General features: G+C 71.6%; 15 protein-coding genes. 7 read left to right on the forward strand and 8 right to left on the reverse strand.

From position 1 onward, the window contains the following. Positions 1-7: 7 nt before the first annotated feature. Positions 8-319 carry an RNA-binding protein gene (locus ABEB28_RS02620; RefSeq protein ID WP_345726318.1) on the reverse strand — a complete coding sequence of 104 codons (312 nt, stop codon included), beginning with the start codon at positions 317-319 and terminating at the stop codon, positions 8-10. Between the two features lie 131 nt (positions 320-450). Here ABEB28_RS02620 and ABEB28_RS02625 point away from each other — a divergent pair, with 131 nt between their 5' ends. Both ABEB28_RS02625 and ABEB28_RS02630 read left to right on the forward strand, forming a co-directional pair. Beyond that, the gene (locus tag ABEB28_RS02625) at positions 451-1,161 is read left to right on the forward strand and encodes a GAF and ANTAR domain-containing protein (RefSeq protein ID WP_345726319.1); all 711 of its coding nucleotides are present in this window, start codon (positions 451-453) and stop codon (positions 1,159-1,161) included. Between the two features lie 136 nt (positions 1,162-1,297). Continuing rightward, on the forward strand, positions 1,298-1,657 hold the full coding sequence (locus ABEB28_RS02630) for an STAS domain-containing protein (protein ID WP_345726320.1): 360 nt from the start codon (positions 1,298-1,300) through the stop codon (positions 1,655-1,657). Between the two features lie 3 nt (positions 1,658-1,660). Here ABEB28_RS02630 and ABEB28_RS02635 read toward each other — a convergent pair whose 3' ends face one another. From ABEB28_RS02635 to ABEB28_RS02645, 3 genes are all read right to left on the reverse strand, one after another. Next, a complete protein-coding gene (locus ABEB28_RS02635; protein ID WP_345726348.1) occupies positions 1,661-2,275 on the reverse strand; it encodes a maleylpyruvate isomerase family mycothiol-dependent enzyme in 615 nt (204 codons plus the stop codon). A gap of 103 nt (positions 2,276-2,378) precedes the next feature. Then, complete coding sequence (locus ABEB28_RS02640; RefSeq protein ID WP_345726321.1) at positions 2,379-2,978, reverse strand: TetR/AcrR family transcriptional regulator; 600 nt, start codon at positions 2,976-2,978, stop codon at positions 2,379-2,381. A gap of 73 nt (positions 2,979-3,051) precedes the next feature. After that, on the reverse strand, positions 3,052-3,822 hold the full coding sequence (locus ABEB28_RS02645) for a hypothetical protein (protein WP_376981917.1): 771 nt from the start codon (positions 3,820-3,822) through the stop codon (positions 3,052-3,054). 352 nt (positions 3,823-4,174) lie between these two features. On the opposite strand from ABEB28_RS02645, the gene ABEB28_RS02650 reads away from it, so the two are divergent. Next, on the forward strand, positions 4,175-5,587 hold the full coding sequence (locus ABEB28_RS02650; RefSeq protein WP_345726322.1) for a methyl-accepting chemotaxis protein: 1,413 nt from the start codon (positions 4,175-4,177) through the stop codon (positions 5,585-5,587). A gap of 9 nt (positions 5,588-5,596) precedes the next feature. Here ABEB28_RS02650 and ABEB28_RS02655 read toward each other — a convergent pair whose 3' ends face one another. The 4 genes from ABEB28_RS02655 to ABEB28_RS02670 form a co-directional block, all read right to left on the reverse strand. Then, entirely contained in the window at positions 5,597-6,349 is a 753-nt protein-coding gene (locus ABEB28_RS02655; RefSeq protein ID WP_345726323.1) for a hypothetical protein, read from the reverse strand. Between the two features lie 65 nt (positions 6,350-6,414). Next, positions 6,415-7,005, reverse strand: a complete 591-nt coding sequence (locus ABEB28_RS02660) for a TetR/AcrR family transcriptional regulator (RefSeq protein WP_345726324.1) — start codon at positions 7,003-7,005, stop codon at positions 6,415-6,417. A 142-nt stretch (positions 7,006-7,147) separates the two neighbouring features. Then, positions 7,148-8,710, reverse strand: a complete 1,563-nt coding sequence (locus ABEB28_RS02665; protein WP_345726325.1) for a long-chain-fatty-acid--CoA ligase — start codon at positions 8,708-8,710, stop codon at positions 7,148-7,150. Positions 8,711-8,801: 91 nt separating this feature from the next. Then, positions 8,802-11,327: a PAS domain-containing protein gene (locus tag ABEB28_RS02670; RefSeq protein ID WP_345726326.1), complete on the reverse strand. Its 2,526-nt coding sequence runs from the start codon at positions 11,325-11,327 to the stop codon at positions 8,802-8,804. Positions 11,328-11,501: 174 nt separating this feature from the next. Between ABEB28_RS02670 and ABEB28_RS02675 the strand changes: the two genes are divergently transcribed. The 4 genes from ABEB28_RS02675 to ABEB28_RS02690 all read left to right on the forward strand — a co-directional run bounded on the left by ABEB28_RS02675 (position 11,502) and on the right by ABEB28_RS02690 (position 18,068). Next, positions 11,502-14,498: a sensor histidine kinase gene (locus ABEB28_RS02675; protein ID WP_345726327.1), complete on the forward strand. Its 2,997-nt coding sequence runs from the start codon at positions 11,502-11,504 to the stop codon at positions 14,496-14,498. A 296-nt stretch (positions 14,499-14,794) separates the two neighbouring features. After that, on the forward strand, positions 14,795-15,763 hold the full coding sequence (locus tag ABEB28_RS02680; RefSeq protein WP_345726328.1) for an NADPH:quinone oxidoreductase family protein: 969 nt from the start codon (positions 14,795-14,797) through the stop codon (positions 15,761-15,763). 398 nt (positions 15,764-16,161) lie between these two features. Further along, positions 16,162-16,329, forward strand: coding sequence for a hypothetical protein (locus ABEB28_RS02685; protein ID WP_345726329.1), 168 nt, complete (start codon positions 16,162-16,164; stop codon positions 16,327-16,329). 59 nt (positions 16,330-16,388) lie between these two features. After that, on the forward strand, positions 16,389-18,068 hold the full coding sequence (locus tag ABEB28_RS02690; protein WP_345726330.1) for a serine/threonine-protein kinase: 1,680 nt from the start codon (positions 16,389-16,391) through the stop codon (positions 18,066-18,068). Positions 18,069-18,258: the final 190 nt, after the last annotated feature.

Consider the following 18,258-nt stretch of genomic DNA (forward strand, 5'->3'; position numbering starts at 1 on the left):
CCCGACGTCAGGAGACCCGGTAGGTGAGCTCGTAGTGCGCACCGGAGGTCTTGAACGTCGCCTGCTGGGTGGCGGTCTTGGCCGAGCGAATCGTCACAGCGTCGCCGATCTGCTTGGCCTTGTTGCCGTTCATCTCGTCGACCTCGACGTCAGCGGTCTGGTTGAAATTGACGTACTTGGGGCCGAGGTTCTTCGACTCCGCCTTGTCGATGGCTCCGCTCCACACGACCGCGTTGTTCACTCGGATCCGCAGCTCGTCCTCACCGGTGATGTCCTGCTGCCGCTCGCAGTACACGGTGACCAGCTCCAACTTCGGCATGATTTCCTTCCCGGCCGGACCCGAGCGGTCCGGCGACAACGGGAAGACTCCCGGCCGACCGTTACCCGAGCGCTAACCGTCGCGCCGGGGGTCGGCCGCATACCGGGCCGCGTTCCGGGAAGATGGGGGACATGGAACTGTCGCAAGATCTGGTTCGCGAGCTCACCACGCTGACCGGGATGGTGCTCGGCCAGGAGGACCTGCTGAGCACGCTCGAGGAGGTCAGCAAGCTGGCGGCGCGTGTCGTGCCGGGCACGGATGCGGTCTCGATCATGACGTTCCAGGACGGCCGTCCCACCGCGGTGGCGTACAGCGACACCTGGGCCAAGGAGCTCGACGAGCTGCAGTTCGTCGAGCGGGAGGGCCCGTGCTTGGATGCGACCCGCACGGGCAACCTCTTCCGCGTCCGGGATCTGGCCGAGGAGACCCGCTGGCCCGCGTATGTCGAGCGGGCGGCCGCGGCCGGCGCGCGGAGTTCCGTGTCGATCCCCCTGCACGCCGAGGGTGCGAACTTCGGGGCGATGAACCTGTACGCGCGCAAGCCGGACGCGTTCAGCAGCGAAGCGGTCGCGCTGGCCGAGATCCTCGCCGCTCACGCCGGGCAGGCGAGCCAGGTGGCCGCAGCGTTCTTCCGCCATCGAGACCTCGCCGATCAGCTGCGCGAGGCGATGCGGTCCCGCGCGGTGATCGAGCAGGCGAAGGGTGTCCTGATGTCGCAGCGCAAGGTGACACCGGATGATGCGTTCGTGCTGATGCGTGACGCCTCCCAGCACCTGAACGTCAAGCTACGCGTCGTGGCGCAGCACGTCGTCGACACGGGGGAGCTGCCGTCGCGGCGGTGACCCCTCGCTCGTCCGGCCGGAGATTTTCGTCGGCCCGATTTTCGTCGGCGCAGGTGTGAACGGACTCGCGCGGGGAAATCGACGCCCGGTTGAGCAGCCAGCCGCCGGTGGTGCATTCGGTTCCGGAGGCGCAGCGATGCTGACCGATACCGTCGAGACCGTCCTCGACAACGGCCCGGATCCGCGGTTGACGGTGACGGTGCGTGGCCCCGCCGTGGGCACGGCCGGTCGGGTCGTGCCGTCCGGCGAGTTGACCCGGGACACCGGGCAGGTCTTCGTCGAAGCGGTGCGGACCGCGCTCCGGTACGGGTACCGCGACGTGCGGGTCGATCTGGGCGAGGTGTCCTTCGTCGATGCCCGCGGCCTGGCGGTATGCCTGGTCGCCGTGCGGATGGCGGCCGAGGAGGGCTGCGCGCTCGACTTCGAGAACGCCGGTCCGATGCTGGCCAGAGTGCTCGCGCTCGGAGGACTCACCGCTCGGACGGCCGGGGACTGACCGTCAGCCGCCGATGCGGTGGGCGAGTTCCGTCCGGCCCGGGCCGGAGAGCTCCCCGACCACGCCGGAACGCCCGGCGATCGCCATGAGCAGCGACTCGGCGGGCCCCTCCACCCGCGGCCCGGTCCCCGTCGACCAGTCGAGGTCGGTGGCGACGAGCGTCAGGCCGCGGATGCGTTTCGGGGCCTGGATGAACGGCGATCGACGCGCGAAGTCCAGAGTGACGGTCATCCGCTCGGCCGGGATCTCCCGGGGCAGGCCGAGCGGTCGGCGGATGTCCTGCTGGTGGATCATCCCGTCGGTGAGCGCGATGCGGCCGCCGAAGCCGGCCGGCAACCCCCGCGGTCGCAGATGCGCCTCGACCAGCGCGACCAGCTCCTCGGGGCTGCGCTCGGCGTAGGCAGCGACCCGCTGCTGGTTGATGCGATCGACGCGGAGTCCGCCGGTGAGGAAGCTTCGAGCCAGACCGACCGGGCCGAGCTCGTCGTAGCTGACGACGTGCGCGACGACGTCCCGGACGCGCCAGGCCGTACAGAGCGTCGGCGCGTCCCACTGCTCCGGAGCAAGGCGGGTCAGCAGGCCGAGGAGGTCGGCGCGCTCGTCCTGGGCCAGGCGCATCGGATCGCGCGCGGGGTCGGCTTCTCCGGGGGCGGCCACGAACGCCGAGGGTAGCGGTCTCCGACGCCGGACACGGCCCGATCAGTGCACTGGGACGGCCGGCTCATCCGCTCGGCGGACCGGCGGCGACGCACATCTGCCAGCACGCTTCACCGGCCGCGGTGATGTCGGATTCGGACAGTACGAGGTGCCCGCTCCGTTCGGCCTTGAAGAGGTTGACGAACGCGCCCCAGACCAGCGCCATCAGCACCTCCGGCCGGGCGTCGGCGCGGAGGACACCCGCCGTCCGCAGCCGTCGCATCTGGTCCAGCGCGGGCGCCAGCACGTGGGCCTCCAGCTCCCGGCTCGACCGGTTCAGGTACGGGCGGTGGTCCTGGAGTTCGAGGAACCGGTACGCCTCCGGGTGTGCGCGCGCGAATGCGGCGAGGCGTCGCCAGAACTCGGCGAACCGTTCCCGCCCGCCGTCGAACTCCTCCAGCCCGGTGAAGATCTCCTCTTTCAGGTAGCGCTTCTGCTCCTGGTAGAGCTCGTTGACGAGCGCTTCCTTGTTCGGGAAGTACCGGTAGATCGTGCCGGTGCCGACGCCTGCCCGGGTGGCGATCTCCGGCACGGCGACGCCGTTCACGCCCCGTTCGGCGAACGCGGCGAGGGCGGCCGACAGGATGGCCGCCCTCTTGCCGGTCGACGTGATCGAGCTGGTCACGGGGTCGGTCCCGTCGTCGGCTGTCGCTCCACGCCGCGAGGCTAACAGGGCGCGCGGTGCCGTCCGGGCGACGTCACGCCCGGAAGGACTGGTGCGGCTGGAAGACGCAGATGTTCGTGTCGCCCATCGCGTTGCTGTCGGTGATCTCGGTGAAGTAGACGTAGGGCGTGCCGGGCTCCAGCGCCGCGGAGACGGTCACGCGGTCCCGGTTGAGGCCGGCCGTCCGGTCGGTGGCCCGCTGCACGAAGATGTTGTCCCACCAGTGCAGGTTCTGGGTGTCGAACTCCGCGATCGACGCGCCCTGGGAGAGCCGGAAGATGTAGTAGGCGTCCTGCCCGGCCAACTGGTGCAGCGACGACCACCGCACCTCGACGCCCTGCCGGGGTGCGGCGTCGCCGAGGACGTCACCCTGGCCCGGGCTGAACGACTCGTAGATCACTTTGCGGTGGCTCTCGTAGGCGCCGACGAGCGCGGCCGTCGGACCGGCCTGCTGTACTCGGGACGCGACGACCGGCGCGCCACCGTCCTTCGGCGCCACCTCGATCCGGTACTCACCCGGCTCCATGAATCCGGTGGCCAGGTTGAGCATGTACCAGTGCGAATCGGTGGTGCGGTCGTAGATGTGGCCGTTGCGGTTCTTCGGGGTGAACGGCTGGTTGGCGATCTCGGCGCGGTAGCCGTTCGGGCCGTACGCGGTGATCGTGTCGATCAGCTCGTGCACCGGCGGGCCACCGGTGGGGTAGAAGGCCACCAGGAACTTGTGCTGCTCGCGCGGGTCCGGGCTGTCGAAGTCCCAGTACACGTCGCAGGCCATCAGGTCGAAGATCTGGAGTCGGGGCGCCACGAGCATCCTTCCATCGGCGGAATGAACGTTCATTCCGCAGGGTAGGGCAGCGCGGCGGCGCGCGCATGGGTTCGCGCCCGGCGAGCGCGTTCGGGATTTCCTCAACTCGCGAGGTTTGCTGCCGAGGGGCCGGACGTCGCCCTGGGAGGTAGATCCGGTGTCCGGTCTGTTGCGCAGGTTTCGCATCGGAGCGCGGCTGGCGACTGCATTCGCGCTGGTCACGGTGCTCTTGGTGAGTGCGGCCGTGGTGGGATGGGTCGGGATCGACAATTAGCGTGACGCCGCGGCCCGCACCCGAGCGCTGGAGAAGATCGTCAACATCGCGGACCAGGCCAACTTCTACAACGCCGACGTGACCGGGTGGCAGGTCGCCTACGCCTGGGACACCCGCCGGATCGGCGTCGCGAAGGCCATCGACCCGGCCAGCGGGAACCGTGCCGGCTTCCTCGCCGCCCGGGAGAAGCTCGAGGCCGTGCTGGCGTCGATGCCGACCGGCCAGCTCGCCGCGGACGAGAGAGCGGCGTTCGAGCGCATCACGTCCGCGTGGACGCGCTTCTTTTCCGAGGACGACAAGGCGGTGGCCGCGTACCGGGCGGGCAACCTCGCCGCCGGTGACGCGATCATCCTCGGCCCGGGATACGAGGTCTACGCCCAGGTACTCGAGGACACGGCCACCCTCACCGGGTCGCTCGACGAGCGCATGCAGGCCGAGAGGGAGGACGCAGACGCGAGCGCGACCGCGACCAAGACCGGAGTCGGTGTCGCGTTGCTCGCCGCCGTGGTGCTGGCGGTCCTGCTCGCCTACCTGGTCACCAGGAGCATCACCGGTCCGCTGAGCCGGACCGTGGCGTCGCTGCGCCGGGTCGCCGCGGGTGACCTGACCGACGTGCCCGAACCGACCGGTGCCGACGAGGTGACGGTGGCCGACCAGGCTCTTGTGGAGGCCGTGGCCAACACCCGGTCGGCGGTGTCCGCGCTGACCGAGGGCGCCACCAGACTGACCGCGCTCTCGGGCGGCTTGGCGACCAGCGCCCGCGCGCTGACCAGCGGCAACGAGGAGACTGCGGCGCAGGCCGGCCGGGTCTCCTCCGCCGCCGACGACATCTCCTCCAACGTCCAGACGGTGGCGGCGGGCAGCGAGGAGATGGGCCAGTCGATCCAGGAGATCGCGCGGAACGCCGCCGAGGCCGCTCGGGTGGCCGCGCAGGCGGTGACCACCGCGGAGACGACCACGTCCGTCGTCACCCGGCTGGGCACGTCGTCGGACGAGATCGCGTCGGTGGTCAAGGCCATCACCTCGATCGCCGAGCAGACCAACCTGCTGGCGCTGAACGCGACGATCGAGGCGGCGAGGGCCGGTGAGTCCGGCAAGGGCTTCGCGGTGGTGGCGAACGAGGTGAAGGAGCTCGCCCAGGAGACGGCGAACGCCACCGAGGACATCGTCGGCAAGGTGCAGGCGATCCAGAAGGACACCGCGGCCGCCGTCGACGCGATCGGCGAGATCTCCCAGATCATCGCGCAGATCAGCTCGTTCCAGAACACGATCGCGGCGGCCGTCGAGGAGCAGACCGCGACGACGAACGAGATGTCCCGCAGCGTCGCGGAGGCGGCAACCGGCTCGGGTGACATCGCCGCGAACGTCTCCGGCGTCGCCCGGGCGACCGAGCGAACCGCGGCGGAGCTGGCCGAGGTGACCGCCACCGCGGCGGCGCTCGACGCGTCCTCCCAGGATCTCCGCGCGGTCGTCGCCCGGTTCCGGCTGTAGGACTCCGGCCTACACGGAGAGCGTGCGCCAACCCGGCACCCGCCACGCGCTCGCGTACGGTGCGCGATTCACGTCGACACCGACCTCTTCCGGGCTCAGCCAGGTGAGGGTCCTGGCTGAGCGCTGCCAGTCCCGGTACTGGATCGGCGCTTCCCAGGGCCCGCCCTCGGTGATGACGTGGCGTCGCCCGTCGGTGAGCGTCACCCGGAGCCAGGCGTCCCCGTCGGCGTCGAACTCGAAGTGCGGCACGGCGCGCAGCTGCCGGTCGGGGCTGGGGCGCGCCGGGCCGCTCCACCGCAGCAGGCAGCCGGCCGCGAGGCAGGCGTCGAACGTCTCCTGGAAGCCGGTGCGGGGCACGCCGCGGACGTCGGCGAGTCCCAGCACGATCGGCTGCAGCCACCGGAGGTAGGCCTCCGGCCGCCGGTCGGCGGGGAGGTCGAGGAGGGTGGGGTCGAGGACCGCGGCCACGCTCTCGTAGTTCTTCCGGGGCCCGTCGCCGTACGAGGCGGGGGCGCCCACGTCGTCGCCGACGTAGGCACGCACCGCGATCCGGGTGGCGTTCGAGGGCACCGGTGTCGCCTTACCCAGCAGCGAGCTGTAGAGCTCGGTGACGCCGACCGCCTGCCGTGCGAAGTGGGGCGCCGGCCCCCGCCCGTCCTCCCAGAGGCGGACCGGCCGCTGGTCGGGGAGCAGGTCGACACGCTGGTAGCGGGTGCGCCACATCGGGCCTCCGGAGACGTCGGGGTTCGCGGGTGCCAGCATGTCGTGCCGGTCCCGGCCGCTCCGTCGTCGCCCCCGTGCGCCCCGTGCTCCGTCGGCTGAGCAGGTCAGGCCACCGGTTCGAACCCGGTGCGGGAGCGCGGCGGAGCCTCGATCGTGCGCAGGTAGGCGAGCAGCGCCTGTTTCGTCTCGCGGACGAGCGTGCCGTTCGTCGGCCCGTTCGCTCCGCCGACGTAGTAGAGCGCGCTGACGATGTGTCCGAGCAACTGCGTCACCACCGCCCGGCGCGCTGCGGACATCGGTACACCACGGGCCTCGACCAGGCGCGCGATCCGTTCGTGCAGCGTGATGGCGGTCGGGGAGTGCTGCTGGTCGGCGGCGCCCGGGGTGGTGTACAGGAAGCCGAGTAGGCCCGGTGGGTTCTGATTCAGCATCACGTGCACGGCGAGCACGCGGTCGATCAGCTGCTCCAGCGGTAGCTGCTCGGCCTCCCCGGTGAGTGCGGCGTCGAGCGCGGTGTGCAGTTTCCGTCCCCACTCGGCCTGCAGGGCGGTCAGCAGCGCGGCCTTGTCCGGAAAGAACTGGTACAGCGAGCCGACCGACACGCCTGCGTGTTCGGCGACGTGATTCGTGGTGGTCCGGTCGTAGCCGCGCTCGAGGAACAGTTCCCCGGCGGAGGCCAGCAGCCGAGCCACCATCTTCCGGCTCCGCTCCTGCTGCGGTGGCCGAACGACACGTTTCTGACGTTCCACGGCGGCACCCTCGCACACGACGACGCGACCCGGCCGGGCCGCGGACGGCCCGGCCGGTCGGTACGGTCTTGCTGGTCGGGACGGAGGCTCAGCTCAGCTCGCGCTTGAGGATCTTCCCGGTGGCGGTCATCGGCAGCGACGGGACGAACTGGACGATGCGCGGGTACTTGTAGGCGGCCATCTGCTCCTTGGCCCAGGCGACGATGTCCGACTCGCTCGCGTTGGCGCCCTCGACCGGGATGATGTACGCCTTGATTTCCTCGCCGTGGCTCTCGTGTGGCACACCGACGACGGCGGCGAGCGAGACGTCCGGGTGGGTCATCAGGACCTCTTCGATCTCCCGCGGGTACACGTTGAAGCCCCCGCGGATGATCATGTCCTTCGAGCGGTCGACGATGTAGTACCAGCCGTCGGCGTCGCGGCGGGCGAGGTCGCCGGAGCGGAACCAGCCGTCCTGGATCGACTCGGCGGTGGCGTCCGGGCGGTTGTAGTAGCCCTTCATGATGTTGTGGCCCTTGATCGCGATCTCACCGACCGCGTCCGGCGTCCACTCGATCTCGTCCCAGGTGCCGGGCTGCAACAGCTTCATCTCGACGCCGGGGATCGGGATGCCGATCGAGCCGGGCCGGGCCGGTGCGCCGTACTCCGAGAAGCTGGCGACCGGGGAGGTCTCGGAGAGGCCGTAGCCCTCCAGGATCGTCACGCCGAAGCGCTTCTCGAAGTCGCGGTGGACCTCGACCGGCAGCGCGGAGCCGCCCGCGGCGGCGACCCGCAGGTTGGACGCGAGCTTCGACACGTCGACGGTGTCGTCGAGCGCGCCGAGCAAGCCCCAGTACATCGTGGGGACGCCGGCGAAGAAGGTCACGTTCTCCTTCTGCATCAGCGCCAGCGCGGGCTTGGCCTCGAAGCGGGGCAGCAGGACGACGGTGCCGCCGAACGCGAACGCGCCGTTCTGGATGACGGTCTGCCCGAACGAGTGGAACAGCGGCAGGACGCACAGGTAGGTGTCGGGCCGTGCGGGGTCCGCGCCGAACAGGTCCGTGCCGCTCCGCGCGTTGTCGTACATGTTGCGGTGCCGGAGCTCCGCGCCCTTGGGCTGACCGGTGGTGCCTGAGGTGTAGAGGATCACCGCGGTGTCGTCGTCGTCGACCGCCACGGTGTCGAACGTCGGCGCCTGCCCGGCCAGCGCCTGCCCGAGCGTCTCCGCGCCGTCGATCGGGGAGGCCGCGGTCGGGTCGACGGTGATCAGGAAGAACTGTTCGCAGCTGTCGGTCTGCCCGAAGCCCTCCCAGCCCTCGGCGCCGATCGGCAGCTCGGGGGTGCCCTGGAAGCAGAAGTAGGCCTTCGCGTCGGAGTCGGCCAGGTGGTAGGCGACCTCGCGGCCCTTGAGCAGGATGTTCAGCGGTACGACGGTCGCGCCGGCCTTGAGGATGCCGTAGTACACGATCGGGAAGTACGGCAGGTTGGGGCAGGAGAGTGCGACCTTGTCCCCCCGCTGGATCCCGCGGGAGGCGAGCAGGTTGGCGACCTGGTTGGCCGCCCCGTTGACCTGGGCGTAGGTGAGCCGGACATCGCCGAGGACGACGGCCTCGCGGTCGGGGTACGCGGCGGCGGCGTCCTCGAGCAAGGAGGAGAGGGATTTCGGCATCATTGCCCCTTTCTGAGTGGCCGCACGAGTCTGGAACGCCCAGCGAGTCTCGACGACGCGGTCCGCACAGTATCCGAGCAATTGCACGCGTTGATCAACCGGAACGGGAGCTTGGCAACCGGACGGTGAGGGTGGTCGAGCCGTCGGTACCGTCGACGCCGAGCGTGCCGCCGTGCCGCTCCGCGATCACCCGGGCGAGCACCAGGTTCATGCCGGGAGACGTGTCGCCGGTTCCGCTGCGGTTCGCCTGCGAGAACGGCTGGAACTCCGCGTCGGTCGGCGGCTGTCCCGGCCGGGTGATCGTGAGCTGCGCGGCGTGCGCGTCCTGCGCGAGGCGGAGGTGGACGTCCTCACCCGGCGGAGCGGCGCCGACCGCGTCGGTGAGCAGCTTGTCGACCAGCTCGTGCAGCCGGTCCGGGTCGCCGAGCACGCACACGTCGTCGTCGACCTGCCGGTGCAGTCCGACGCCGGCGTCGTCGGCCGCGGTCGCCGCCGCCGCGCAGGCGTCGCCGACGAGCGCGGTGAGATCCACGGTCCGGGTGTCGAGCGCGTGCTGACCGGACTCGAGAGCGCACAGGTCCAGCAACCCGTCGACGAGCGCGCGGAGCGTGGCGGCGTTGCGATCGATGCCTTCGAGCAGTTGCCGGTCGGTACCCGGTCGCGGCGTGGGGTCGTCGAGCAGCAGCTGGGTGTACGCGGCGATCGTCGTCAACGGGGTGCGCATGTCGTGGCCGACCAGCGCGGTGAAGTCGGCGCGGGACCGGGACAGCTGCGCCGCGAGGTCGTCGGCCCGGCGGCGGATCAGGAACTGGCCGACCTGCCCGGCGATGTCGGTGAGGAGCCCGATGGGGAGGAACGGGTCGTCCACCTCGAAGTCGGTGAAGCAGACCAGGAGCCCCAGCAGCTCCGGGCCGTCGACGATCGGCGCGCAGAGCACCCCACGGAGGCCGAGCTCGGCGTAGCGCTGGGCCCGCTGTCGGGAGGCGGAATCGGTGATCCACCACGGGTCGCCGAGATCGGCGACCCAGGTCGGAGCTCGGGTCGCGCAGGCGGTGGCGAGCACGCCCGAAGCCGCGACCGGAAAGCGTTCGGGGATGAGGTCGTGGAGGGCGTAGCCGTCGGCATGCCAGTGGGCGACTTCGCGCAGCGTATCGGGGCCGGGTTCGAGCAACTGGAGGCTGACGTAGGGCCAGTGCAGGGTGTGGCCCACCGTCCGGACGAGCTCCGGGCCGCGCTCGGCGAGCGAACCGGGCTGCAGCAGCAGCTTCGCCACCGCCAGCGCGCACTCCCGGAACTGCTCGGCGCGGCGCCGTTCGGTGACCTCCTGCACCGTGGTGACCGCGCCGATGAGCTGGCCGTGCCGGTCGCGGATCGGCTGGCAGCTGGCGAGCGCGTACCGGTCGGGTCGGCCGGGTTCCCGAAAGAGCGTCTCGACGTCCCGAAGGGTGTCGCCTTCCAGCGCACGGGTGAGCGCGAGGCCGGCCGTGCCCAGCGGGGTGCCGTCGGGGCGATGCAGGCGGGGGAGCGTGGCGCGATGTGCCTCCTCGGCCGAGATGTCCATCGGCAGGCCGTGCAATATGCGCAGGGCTCGGTTGTATACCGCCGGACGACCCTCGGCGTCCACTGCGACGACGCCTTCGGTCAGGCTCTCCAGCAGCGCTTCGGCGAAGCTGCGGTGGTTGTCGGCCTCCCCTTCGGCGGCGACTGCGGCCACGGTCGCCGCTTCGGCGGCGCTGACCTGTGCGGTGACGTCGGTGAGGAAGACGCAGACCGACGCACCGGCGCGGCTGTGGATCACGGTGAGCCGGGCATGCGCGTGGACGCGCCGGCCGTCGCGGGCCCGGAGCAGCACCGGCCCGGCGAGAGGTGCGGGAAGCTCTCCGCTCAACAGTTGGGTGACCAGCTCTCGGGCGGGGAGTCCCGCGTACTCCGCGTCGAGCAGCTCGGCGACGGGCTGGCCGCACGCCTCGTCCGCGCTGTACCCGAGCAGCTCGGTGGCCGCGGCGTTCCAGCCGGTGACGGTCGCGTCGGCGTCGAGCGTCAGGAAGGCCTCGGCGATGGCGTCCAGCGCCGCGGCGGTGTCCAGGTCCGCCAGCCCGCCGGGAGCGCTGATCGGCGCGGTGGCCGGGGCCTGGTCGAGGAGGCCGGCCACCTCCACCAGCGCGCCGAAGTCGCCCTCGCTCCACGCCCGCGGGCGGAGATCCATCACGCCGAGGGAGCCGACCGGCCGGTCCTCGGAGTCTCGGAGCGGTACGCCGAGAAAGGCCCGCACCCCGTACTCGGTGGCCAGGGGGTGCGTGCGCACCCGAACGTCGTCGTCGGCGAGCATATCGACGCTGTGCACCGGCGCATCGGCGCTGACCATGTACTTGCACACCGAGTACGCGATCGAGGCGCGACCGCCCTCGACCAGCGATGCCGGCGCGCCGAACGAGCCCGCGAAGTACTCTGTATCCGCATCCAAGGTCGTGATCAAGCCCATCGGAGCATCGAGCAGTCGCGCGGCCAGCCGGGCGATGCCCTCCAGCGGCATCGGCAACGCCGGCAACACGCGCCGAACCCGCTCGACCGCCGCCAGCCGCGCCGGATCCACCAGCACCGTGTGTTTCTCGACGACCATGGCGACCCCTGTTCTGCAGCCTTCCCGCCACCTCCGCGATGACTAGTTGACGATTCCTTCCTTTCCAAACCTTTCGTCCGAATCTCGTGGCTGCTCGGACTCGGTCGTCGAAAGGCTCAGGCGGAGCGGTTCGCGGCCGATCTGGGTGGAGTGGTCTCGAAGTCTGGCGGGCCGGTGGGCGACAGGGCGCGCCTGGCCGATCCGGCCAGGCTGCGAGCGCTGGCCGCGACCGGCCTCTCCACGACCACCGCGGTTCCGGCCCTCGACCGGCTGACCGCGCTGGCCAACCGGACGCTCGGCACGCCGATCGCGCTGGTGTCGCTGGTCGCCGTCGACAATCAGTTCTTCCCCAGCGCCTCCGGTCTCACCGGCGCCACCGCCGCCGAGCGGCGGGCTCCGCTGTCCCACTCGTTCTGCAAGCACGTCGTCCTCGACCAGGCGCCGTTCCTGGTGACCGACGCGCGCGCCGACAACCGGGTGCGGAACAACCCGTCGGTCACTCGCGGTGGCATCGCGGCGTACGCCGGGTTCCCGCTGCGGTCGCCGGACGGTCACGTGCTGGGCGCGTTCTGCGTGGCCGACCGGCGCGTCCGGAGTTGGACCGAGAACGAGGTGGCGACGCTCGGCGACCTGACCACGGCCGTCGAGTCGGAGATCGCGCTCCGGCAGGCCAACGCCGAACTGCGGCTGTCCGCGCAGCGGATCCGGACCGTACTGGACACGGCGCTGGACGCCTTCGTCTCGATCGACGCCGGAGGGCGCGTCACCGCGTGGAACGCCGCGGCGGAGCACCTGTTCGGCCGCACCGCCGCGGAAGCCCTGGGCGCGGACCTGACCGGCCTGATCGTCCCGGAGCGCCTCCGGAGCTCGCACGAGGCCGGGCTGGCGCGGGTCCGGGCGAGCGGCACGTCGCAGCTCGCCGGACGGCGGCTGGAGCTCCTCGCGGTCGACCGCACCGGCCACGAGTTCCCGGTCGAGATGACGTTGCAGGTCAGCGAGGAGGTCGACGGGCTGCGGTTCCACGCGTTCATCCGGGACATCACCGACCGCACCGCGGCGCACGAAGCGTTGGAGCGCGAGCGGCAGCGGCTGACCGAGGAGCAGAGCTTCCTGCAGGCGTTGCTGGACAGCCTGGACACCGGCGTCGTGGCCTGCGACCAGACCGGTCGGCTCGCCCTGTTCAGCCAGGCGCTGCTGCGCATGCTCGGCAGCAGCGTCCAGCCCCTGGACGCCCAGACCTGGAGCGAGACCTACGACCTGTTCGGACCGGACGGGCGCACTCCGCTGACCGATGCCGAGACGCCGCTCGCCCGCGCGTTCGCCGGAGAACTCGTCGAGGGCCAGGAGTTGATGATCGCCGCGCCTGGACTGGCGCCGCGGCGATTCGTGGCGAACGGGCGTCCGATCGACCCGGTCGGCGGTCGGCGGATCGGGGCGGTCGTCGCGCTGCACGACGTCACCGACGCGTACCGCGCGGAGAAGCTCCGGGGCATTCAGCACGCCGTCGCGCAGGCGCTCTCGGAGGCGACCTCGGCGCACGAGGCAGCCGCCGCCGCGATCGCCGCCGTCGCCGAGGGCCTGGGCTGGCCGTACGGTGAGTACCGCGAGGTCACCGAGGCCGACGACGGTACGCAGGTGCTGAGCCGGGTCAGCCGGTGGGCGGCCGGCGCGGTCCCGAGCGCCTTTCCGTACTCCGCCTCGGTGCTCCGGGCCGGCCAGGATCTCGCCGGTCAAGCCTGGCGGCGCTCCACGACGATCGTCGCCGGCCCCGCCGCGTCGCTGCCGTGCGCCGTCGCGCGGATCGCGCTTCCGGTGTCCAGCGGATCGACGGTGCTCGGGGTGATCACGTTCGCGTCGGACACCGCGGAGCCACCGCACCCGGACACGTTGGCGATGCTCGAGGGGGTCTGTGACCACGTCGGCCGCTACCTGGAGCGTCGCCGCGCCGAAGACCTCGCCCTCGCCCTGGCCGCGGCGCGCCGCGAGCTGGACCGCATCATCGAGCAGATCAACGACTACGTGTGGACGGTCGAGGTGTGCGCCGACGGCACGATCCGCTCGATCTACACCAGCCCGAACGGCACCGGCGTCTTCGGCGACGCGCTCCCGACCGACCTGGACCTCGGTGGGCTGATGGCGGCCCGGATCCACCCCGACGACCGGTCTCTCTTCCTCGACTTCCACACCAGCATCCGCGCCGGTCGGTCGGCCGAGGTCGAGTGCCGCGTCGTCGGCTTCGACGGCCTGACCCGCTGGATCTGGACGCGCGGGGTGACCCGGTGGGAGGACGGCCGGCTGTTCGTCGACGGCATCTGCACCAACGTCACCGAGCGCCGTGAGCTCACCGAACGCCGCGAAGAGCTGTTCGCCGCCGAGCGACAGCAGGTGGCGCGGCTGCGCGAGCTGGACGGGCTGAAGGACGAGCTCGTCGCCGTCGTCAGTCACGAGCTGCGCAATCCGATCAGCGCGATCCGCGGTTACACCGAGATCCTGCTCGACGACCCCGCGCTCGCCGCGGAGCACCGGGGCCACGCCGAGGTGATCGAGCGGAAGAGCGCCCAGCTCCTGCAGATCATCAACGACCTGCTCGACCTGGCTCGTCTCGACGCCGGACACATCGATCTGCGGCGCACGTCGCTGTCGACGAGCCGGCTGTTGTCCGACGCGCTGGCCGACCACTGGCCGGCGGCCGTCGCCAAGAACCTCACCGTCGTCACCGACACCCCGGGGGACCTCCTGCTCTACGGCGACCCGGCCCGGCTGCGGCAAGTGCTGGACAACCTGCTGAGCAACGCGATCAAGTACACGCCGGACGGCGGTCAGGTCACCGTCACGGCGGTAGGCGAGCGGGGCGGCGTGGAGGTCCGCGTCTCCGACACCGGTATCGGCATCCCCGCCGAGCAGCTCGCCCAGCTGTTCACCCGGTTCTTCCGGGCCCGCACCGCAGTGGAGCACGGCATTCGGGGCACCGGGCTCGGGTTGGCGGTGACCAAGGCGATCGTCGAAGCCCACGCGGGCACGGTCACGGCCGAACCGGGGCCGGAGACCGGGACGACGTTCCGAGTGTGGCTGCCCGGCCTGTCCGCGTCGGCGCTCCTGGCCGAGCCGGCCGCCGAGCCGTTGGCCGAACCGGCAGCCGCGACCGCGGGAGTTCCCGCGGCCAGCGGCTGAGAGCGCGGCTCCGAACGGCGGGAACCCGATTGCGGGCGGCCGTCCGGGGAAAGCAGGGGCGGTGGCGGAGGACGGCTGACGGGTCGCGGTCCGGCGCTCCCCGGGGTTCCCTGCCGCGGCCGGGCGGCGTAGGAATGCGGGGGTGGCTACGTTGTCCGGCCGCTGTGTGGTCGGCCACTGGGATCGTCCGGGCACCGGCCATCCGGGTACTGGGCGGTACCATCCGGCGACGCCGGTGGTGCGGTCACCGGCGGCGAGCCACTCGTCCCGCCACCCTCTGACTCGTAGGAGCTTCCGTGCGTGCAGTTCACATCACCAGCCTCGCCGGACCGACCGCGCTCGAGGTGGTCGAGGTCGCGGAGCCGGCGGCCGGCCCGGACTCGGTCGTCATCGACGTCCACGTCGCCGGAGTGACGTTCCCGGAGGTCCTGCAGAGTCGTGGCGAGTACCAGGTGAAGCCGCCACTGCCGTTCATTCCGGGCTCCGAGGTGGCCGGCGTGATCCGGTCGGCGCCCGAGGGATCCGGCCTGGAGCCGGGGCAGCGCGTCGCGGCCTTCCCCGCTCTGGGCGGGTTCGCCGAGGTGGTGGCCACGCAGCCGGGCATGGTCTTTCCGCTGCCCGACGCCGTGTCGTTCGAGGTCGGGGCGTCGCTGCCGATGAACTACTTGACCGTGCACTTCGGTCTGGTCCGCCGCGGACAGCTCCGGTCCGGCGACACCGTGCTGGTGCACGGGGCAGCGGGCGGTATCGGCACCGCCGCGGTGCAGCTGGCGAGCGCTCTCGGCGCACGCGTGATCGCGGTGGTGTCCTCGGCCGAGAAGACCGAGGCGGCGAAGGCGGCGGGCGCCGACGAGGTGGTGCTCGCGGACGGCTTCAAGGACGCGGTGAAGGGGCTCACCGGCGGACGGGGCGTCGACATCGTCGTGGACCCCGTCGGCGGTGACCGCTTCACCGACTCGTTGCGCAGCCTCGCGCGGGAGGGGCGCCTGCTCGTCATCGGCTTCACCGGTGGGGAGATCCCGCAGGTCAAGGTCAACCGCCTGCTGCTGAACAACATCAGCGTGGTCGGCGTGGGGTGGGGCGCGTTCTGGATGCCGCAGCCGTCCTACCTGCAGGAGCAGTGGGCCGAGCTGCTGCCGCTGCTGGAGGCGGGGAAGCTCGACCCCGTCCTCGGCCGGTCGTTCCCGCTGGTGGGCGCGAGCGACGCGCTGCTCGAACTCGACGAGCGGCGGGCGACCGGCAAGGTGCTGCTCACGGTCCGCTGAGTCGCCGACGGGCTCCGGCCGCTCCCGGGGTCACCGCGGTCGCGGTGCCCCCGGGAGCGCCGAGGCTCAGTCCACGAGCGCGTCGGCGGAGAGATTGGCGACGGTTCCGGTCATGGCTCCCGCGCGATCCGAAGCCAGGAACGCGGCGGTCTCGGCGATCTCGGACAGGGTCGGCAGCCGCTTGAGGAGCGTCCCGGTGCCAGCCCGCCTTCGAGGAATTCCTGGACCGACAGTCCGGCCGCTGCCGCGGAGGGTTTGAAGAGGTCCGCGGTGTAGGAGCCCGCCGCGGGTGCATCGACGACGGCGTGCGGACGGATGTCGACGACCCGGATGTTGCTGGGTGCGAGCTCCGCGGCGAGCAGGCGCGCGAACGCCTCCTTGCCCGCCGCGCTCACGCCGTGCCCCAGGATGCCGCCGAGCGCCAGCTTGCGTGCGCCGACGGCAGCGTCACGGTCGTCGGCGATCTGTCGGCCATCGAGCGGCTGCTGCGTGCGGTCACCGACCCGTGGCCCGCCGACGACGCGGTGGAGCGCCGGGCAGAGGTGGTCGGTCCTCAGTCCTCCTAGCTCGCCGGGCGGGGGCGCACCCGCATGGGGCGAGTTCGGGCGTGCACTACGCTTCCGCCGTGCATCGGCCGCCCGACGTTCCTGGCTACCTCATCCGCGATGTCCTCGGCTCGGGTGGCTGCGCGACCGTCTATCTGGCGACCCAGGTCGTCGTCGGGCGCGACGTCGCGGTGAAGATCGACAACCGGACGCTGAGCACCGATCGGGACCGTCGCCGGTTCTACCGGGAAGTGAACGCCGCCGGTCGGCTCTCGGAGCACCCGCACGTCATCGGCTTGTACGACGCCGGCACGCTGCCGGACGGGCGTCCCTACCTCGTGATGGAGCTGTGCACCGGCGGATCGCTCGCCACCGTGCTCCGGCGGCGCGGCGGTCTGCCGCCCGACGAGGTCCACGACATGGGCGTCGGGCTCGCGGACGCGCTCGGCGCCGCCCACGGCCTCGGCGTCCTGCACCGTGACCTCAAGCCGGGGAACATCCTGGTCAACCGGTACGGCATGGTGGGTCTCGCGGACTTCGGGCTCGCGTCGATCATCACCGCCGACACTGAGCAGTCCGCGACGCTGGAGTCGCTGACACCGGCGTACGCGCCGCCCGAGGCGTTCGCGCTGGCCGAGCCGGCGCCGACCGCGGACGTCTACTCGTTCGGCGCGACGCTGTACGCGCTGCTCAACGGCCGGCCGGCACGGTTTCCGGAGACGGGATCGCCCAGTCTGGTGTCGATCGTGCGGATGCACGACGAGCCGCTCCCGCTCTTGCCGTGGGTTCCGCCGCCGTTGATGGGTATCGTCGAGCGGGCGATGGCACCGAACCCCGCGGATCGGTACCCCGACGGCGACGCGCTGCGCAGCGCGCTGACCCGGGCGTCGGTGAGCGTCCCGACCGGGCCGGGTGTCCGCACCTCTGCGGCGTCCCGGGAGTACGCCACCGGCGGCCCGGTGGCCGCGCCGCCTGCGCGGCCGTTCTCTTCGACGCCGACCGGGCAGCCGTTCTCGTCCGCGAACTCCGTCTCGGTGGGCTTCACCGGCCCGGGCAGTTCGGGTGATCTGGGCGGGACGGGTGGCCGGGGCGGTCCGGCCGGACCGCCGACCGGCGCGCCGATCACCGGCGGGGGTGGTCCGGCCGCGCCGGGTCCGGTTCCGCCGCGTCGGCGTGGTGCCCTGGTCGCCGCGGTGGCGGCGGCAGCGGCGGTCGTACTCGTCGCGTTGATCGCCGGTGTCGCGTGGACGTTCGGGCCGTGGCAGGGCGACGATCCGGACACCAACGCGCGTCCGTCCGCGTCGGAGGCCGCTGCCGACGATTCCGGCGTTCGCGTCGAGGGCGTCGACTACGGGGTCGAGACGACGACGGCGAACTGTCCGGCCGCTGCGCGCGGCGCCCGCTGCGTCGTCGAGCCGGAGTGCTGGTCGGGCATGGTGGTGATCGTCGGCCAGGTGACGATCGAGCGCCTGTCCTGTGACGACCTGCACCAGTGGGAGACGTTCGCGATCGCGCCACTTCCCCAGGACGCGTTGACGTCCAGTCAGAAGACCCTCGCCGCGCATCCGACGGTCCGCGCACTCTGCACCGACGAGTTGCTGCGGGCCTCCGTCCGTCGCCCGGCGGCCGGGGAGTGGCAAGTCGACGTGCTCCCGCCGAGCGAGCAGGCTTTCGCGGACGGCGCACGGGTGTACCGCTGCGTCGCCGCGGTGATCAACCCCGACACCGACGGCACCACCGGCAGCGCGTTCACCGCCTGAGGAGCTTTCGGCTGCGCTGTTCTGTCTCTGCTCGTATCAAATCCGTCGTTCCTCGGGCAATCCCGGACCAAGCGAGGGAGTGCCACGTTTCCGGGGATATCTGACTTATCGACCGTCTCCACGATCGGACACGACCGACCAAGGTCTCCTGGCGGGCCGGCTCGGGCGTCGGTGTCACGAACGCGTGCAC

The sequence above is a fragment of the Cryptosporangium minutisporangium genome (assembly GCF_039536245.1).
GTDB lineage: Bacteria > Actinomycetota > Actinomycetes > Mycobacteriales > Cryptosporangiaceae > Cryptosporangium > Cryptosporangium minutisporangium.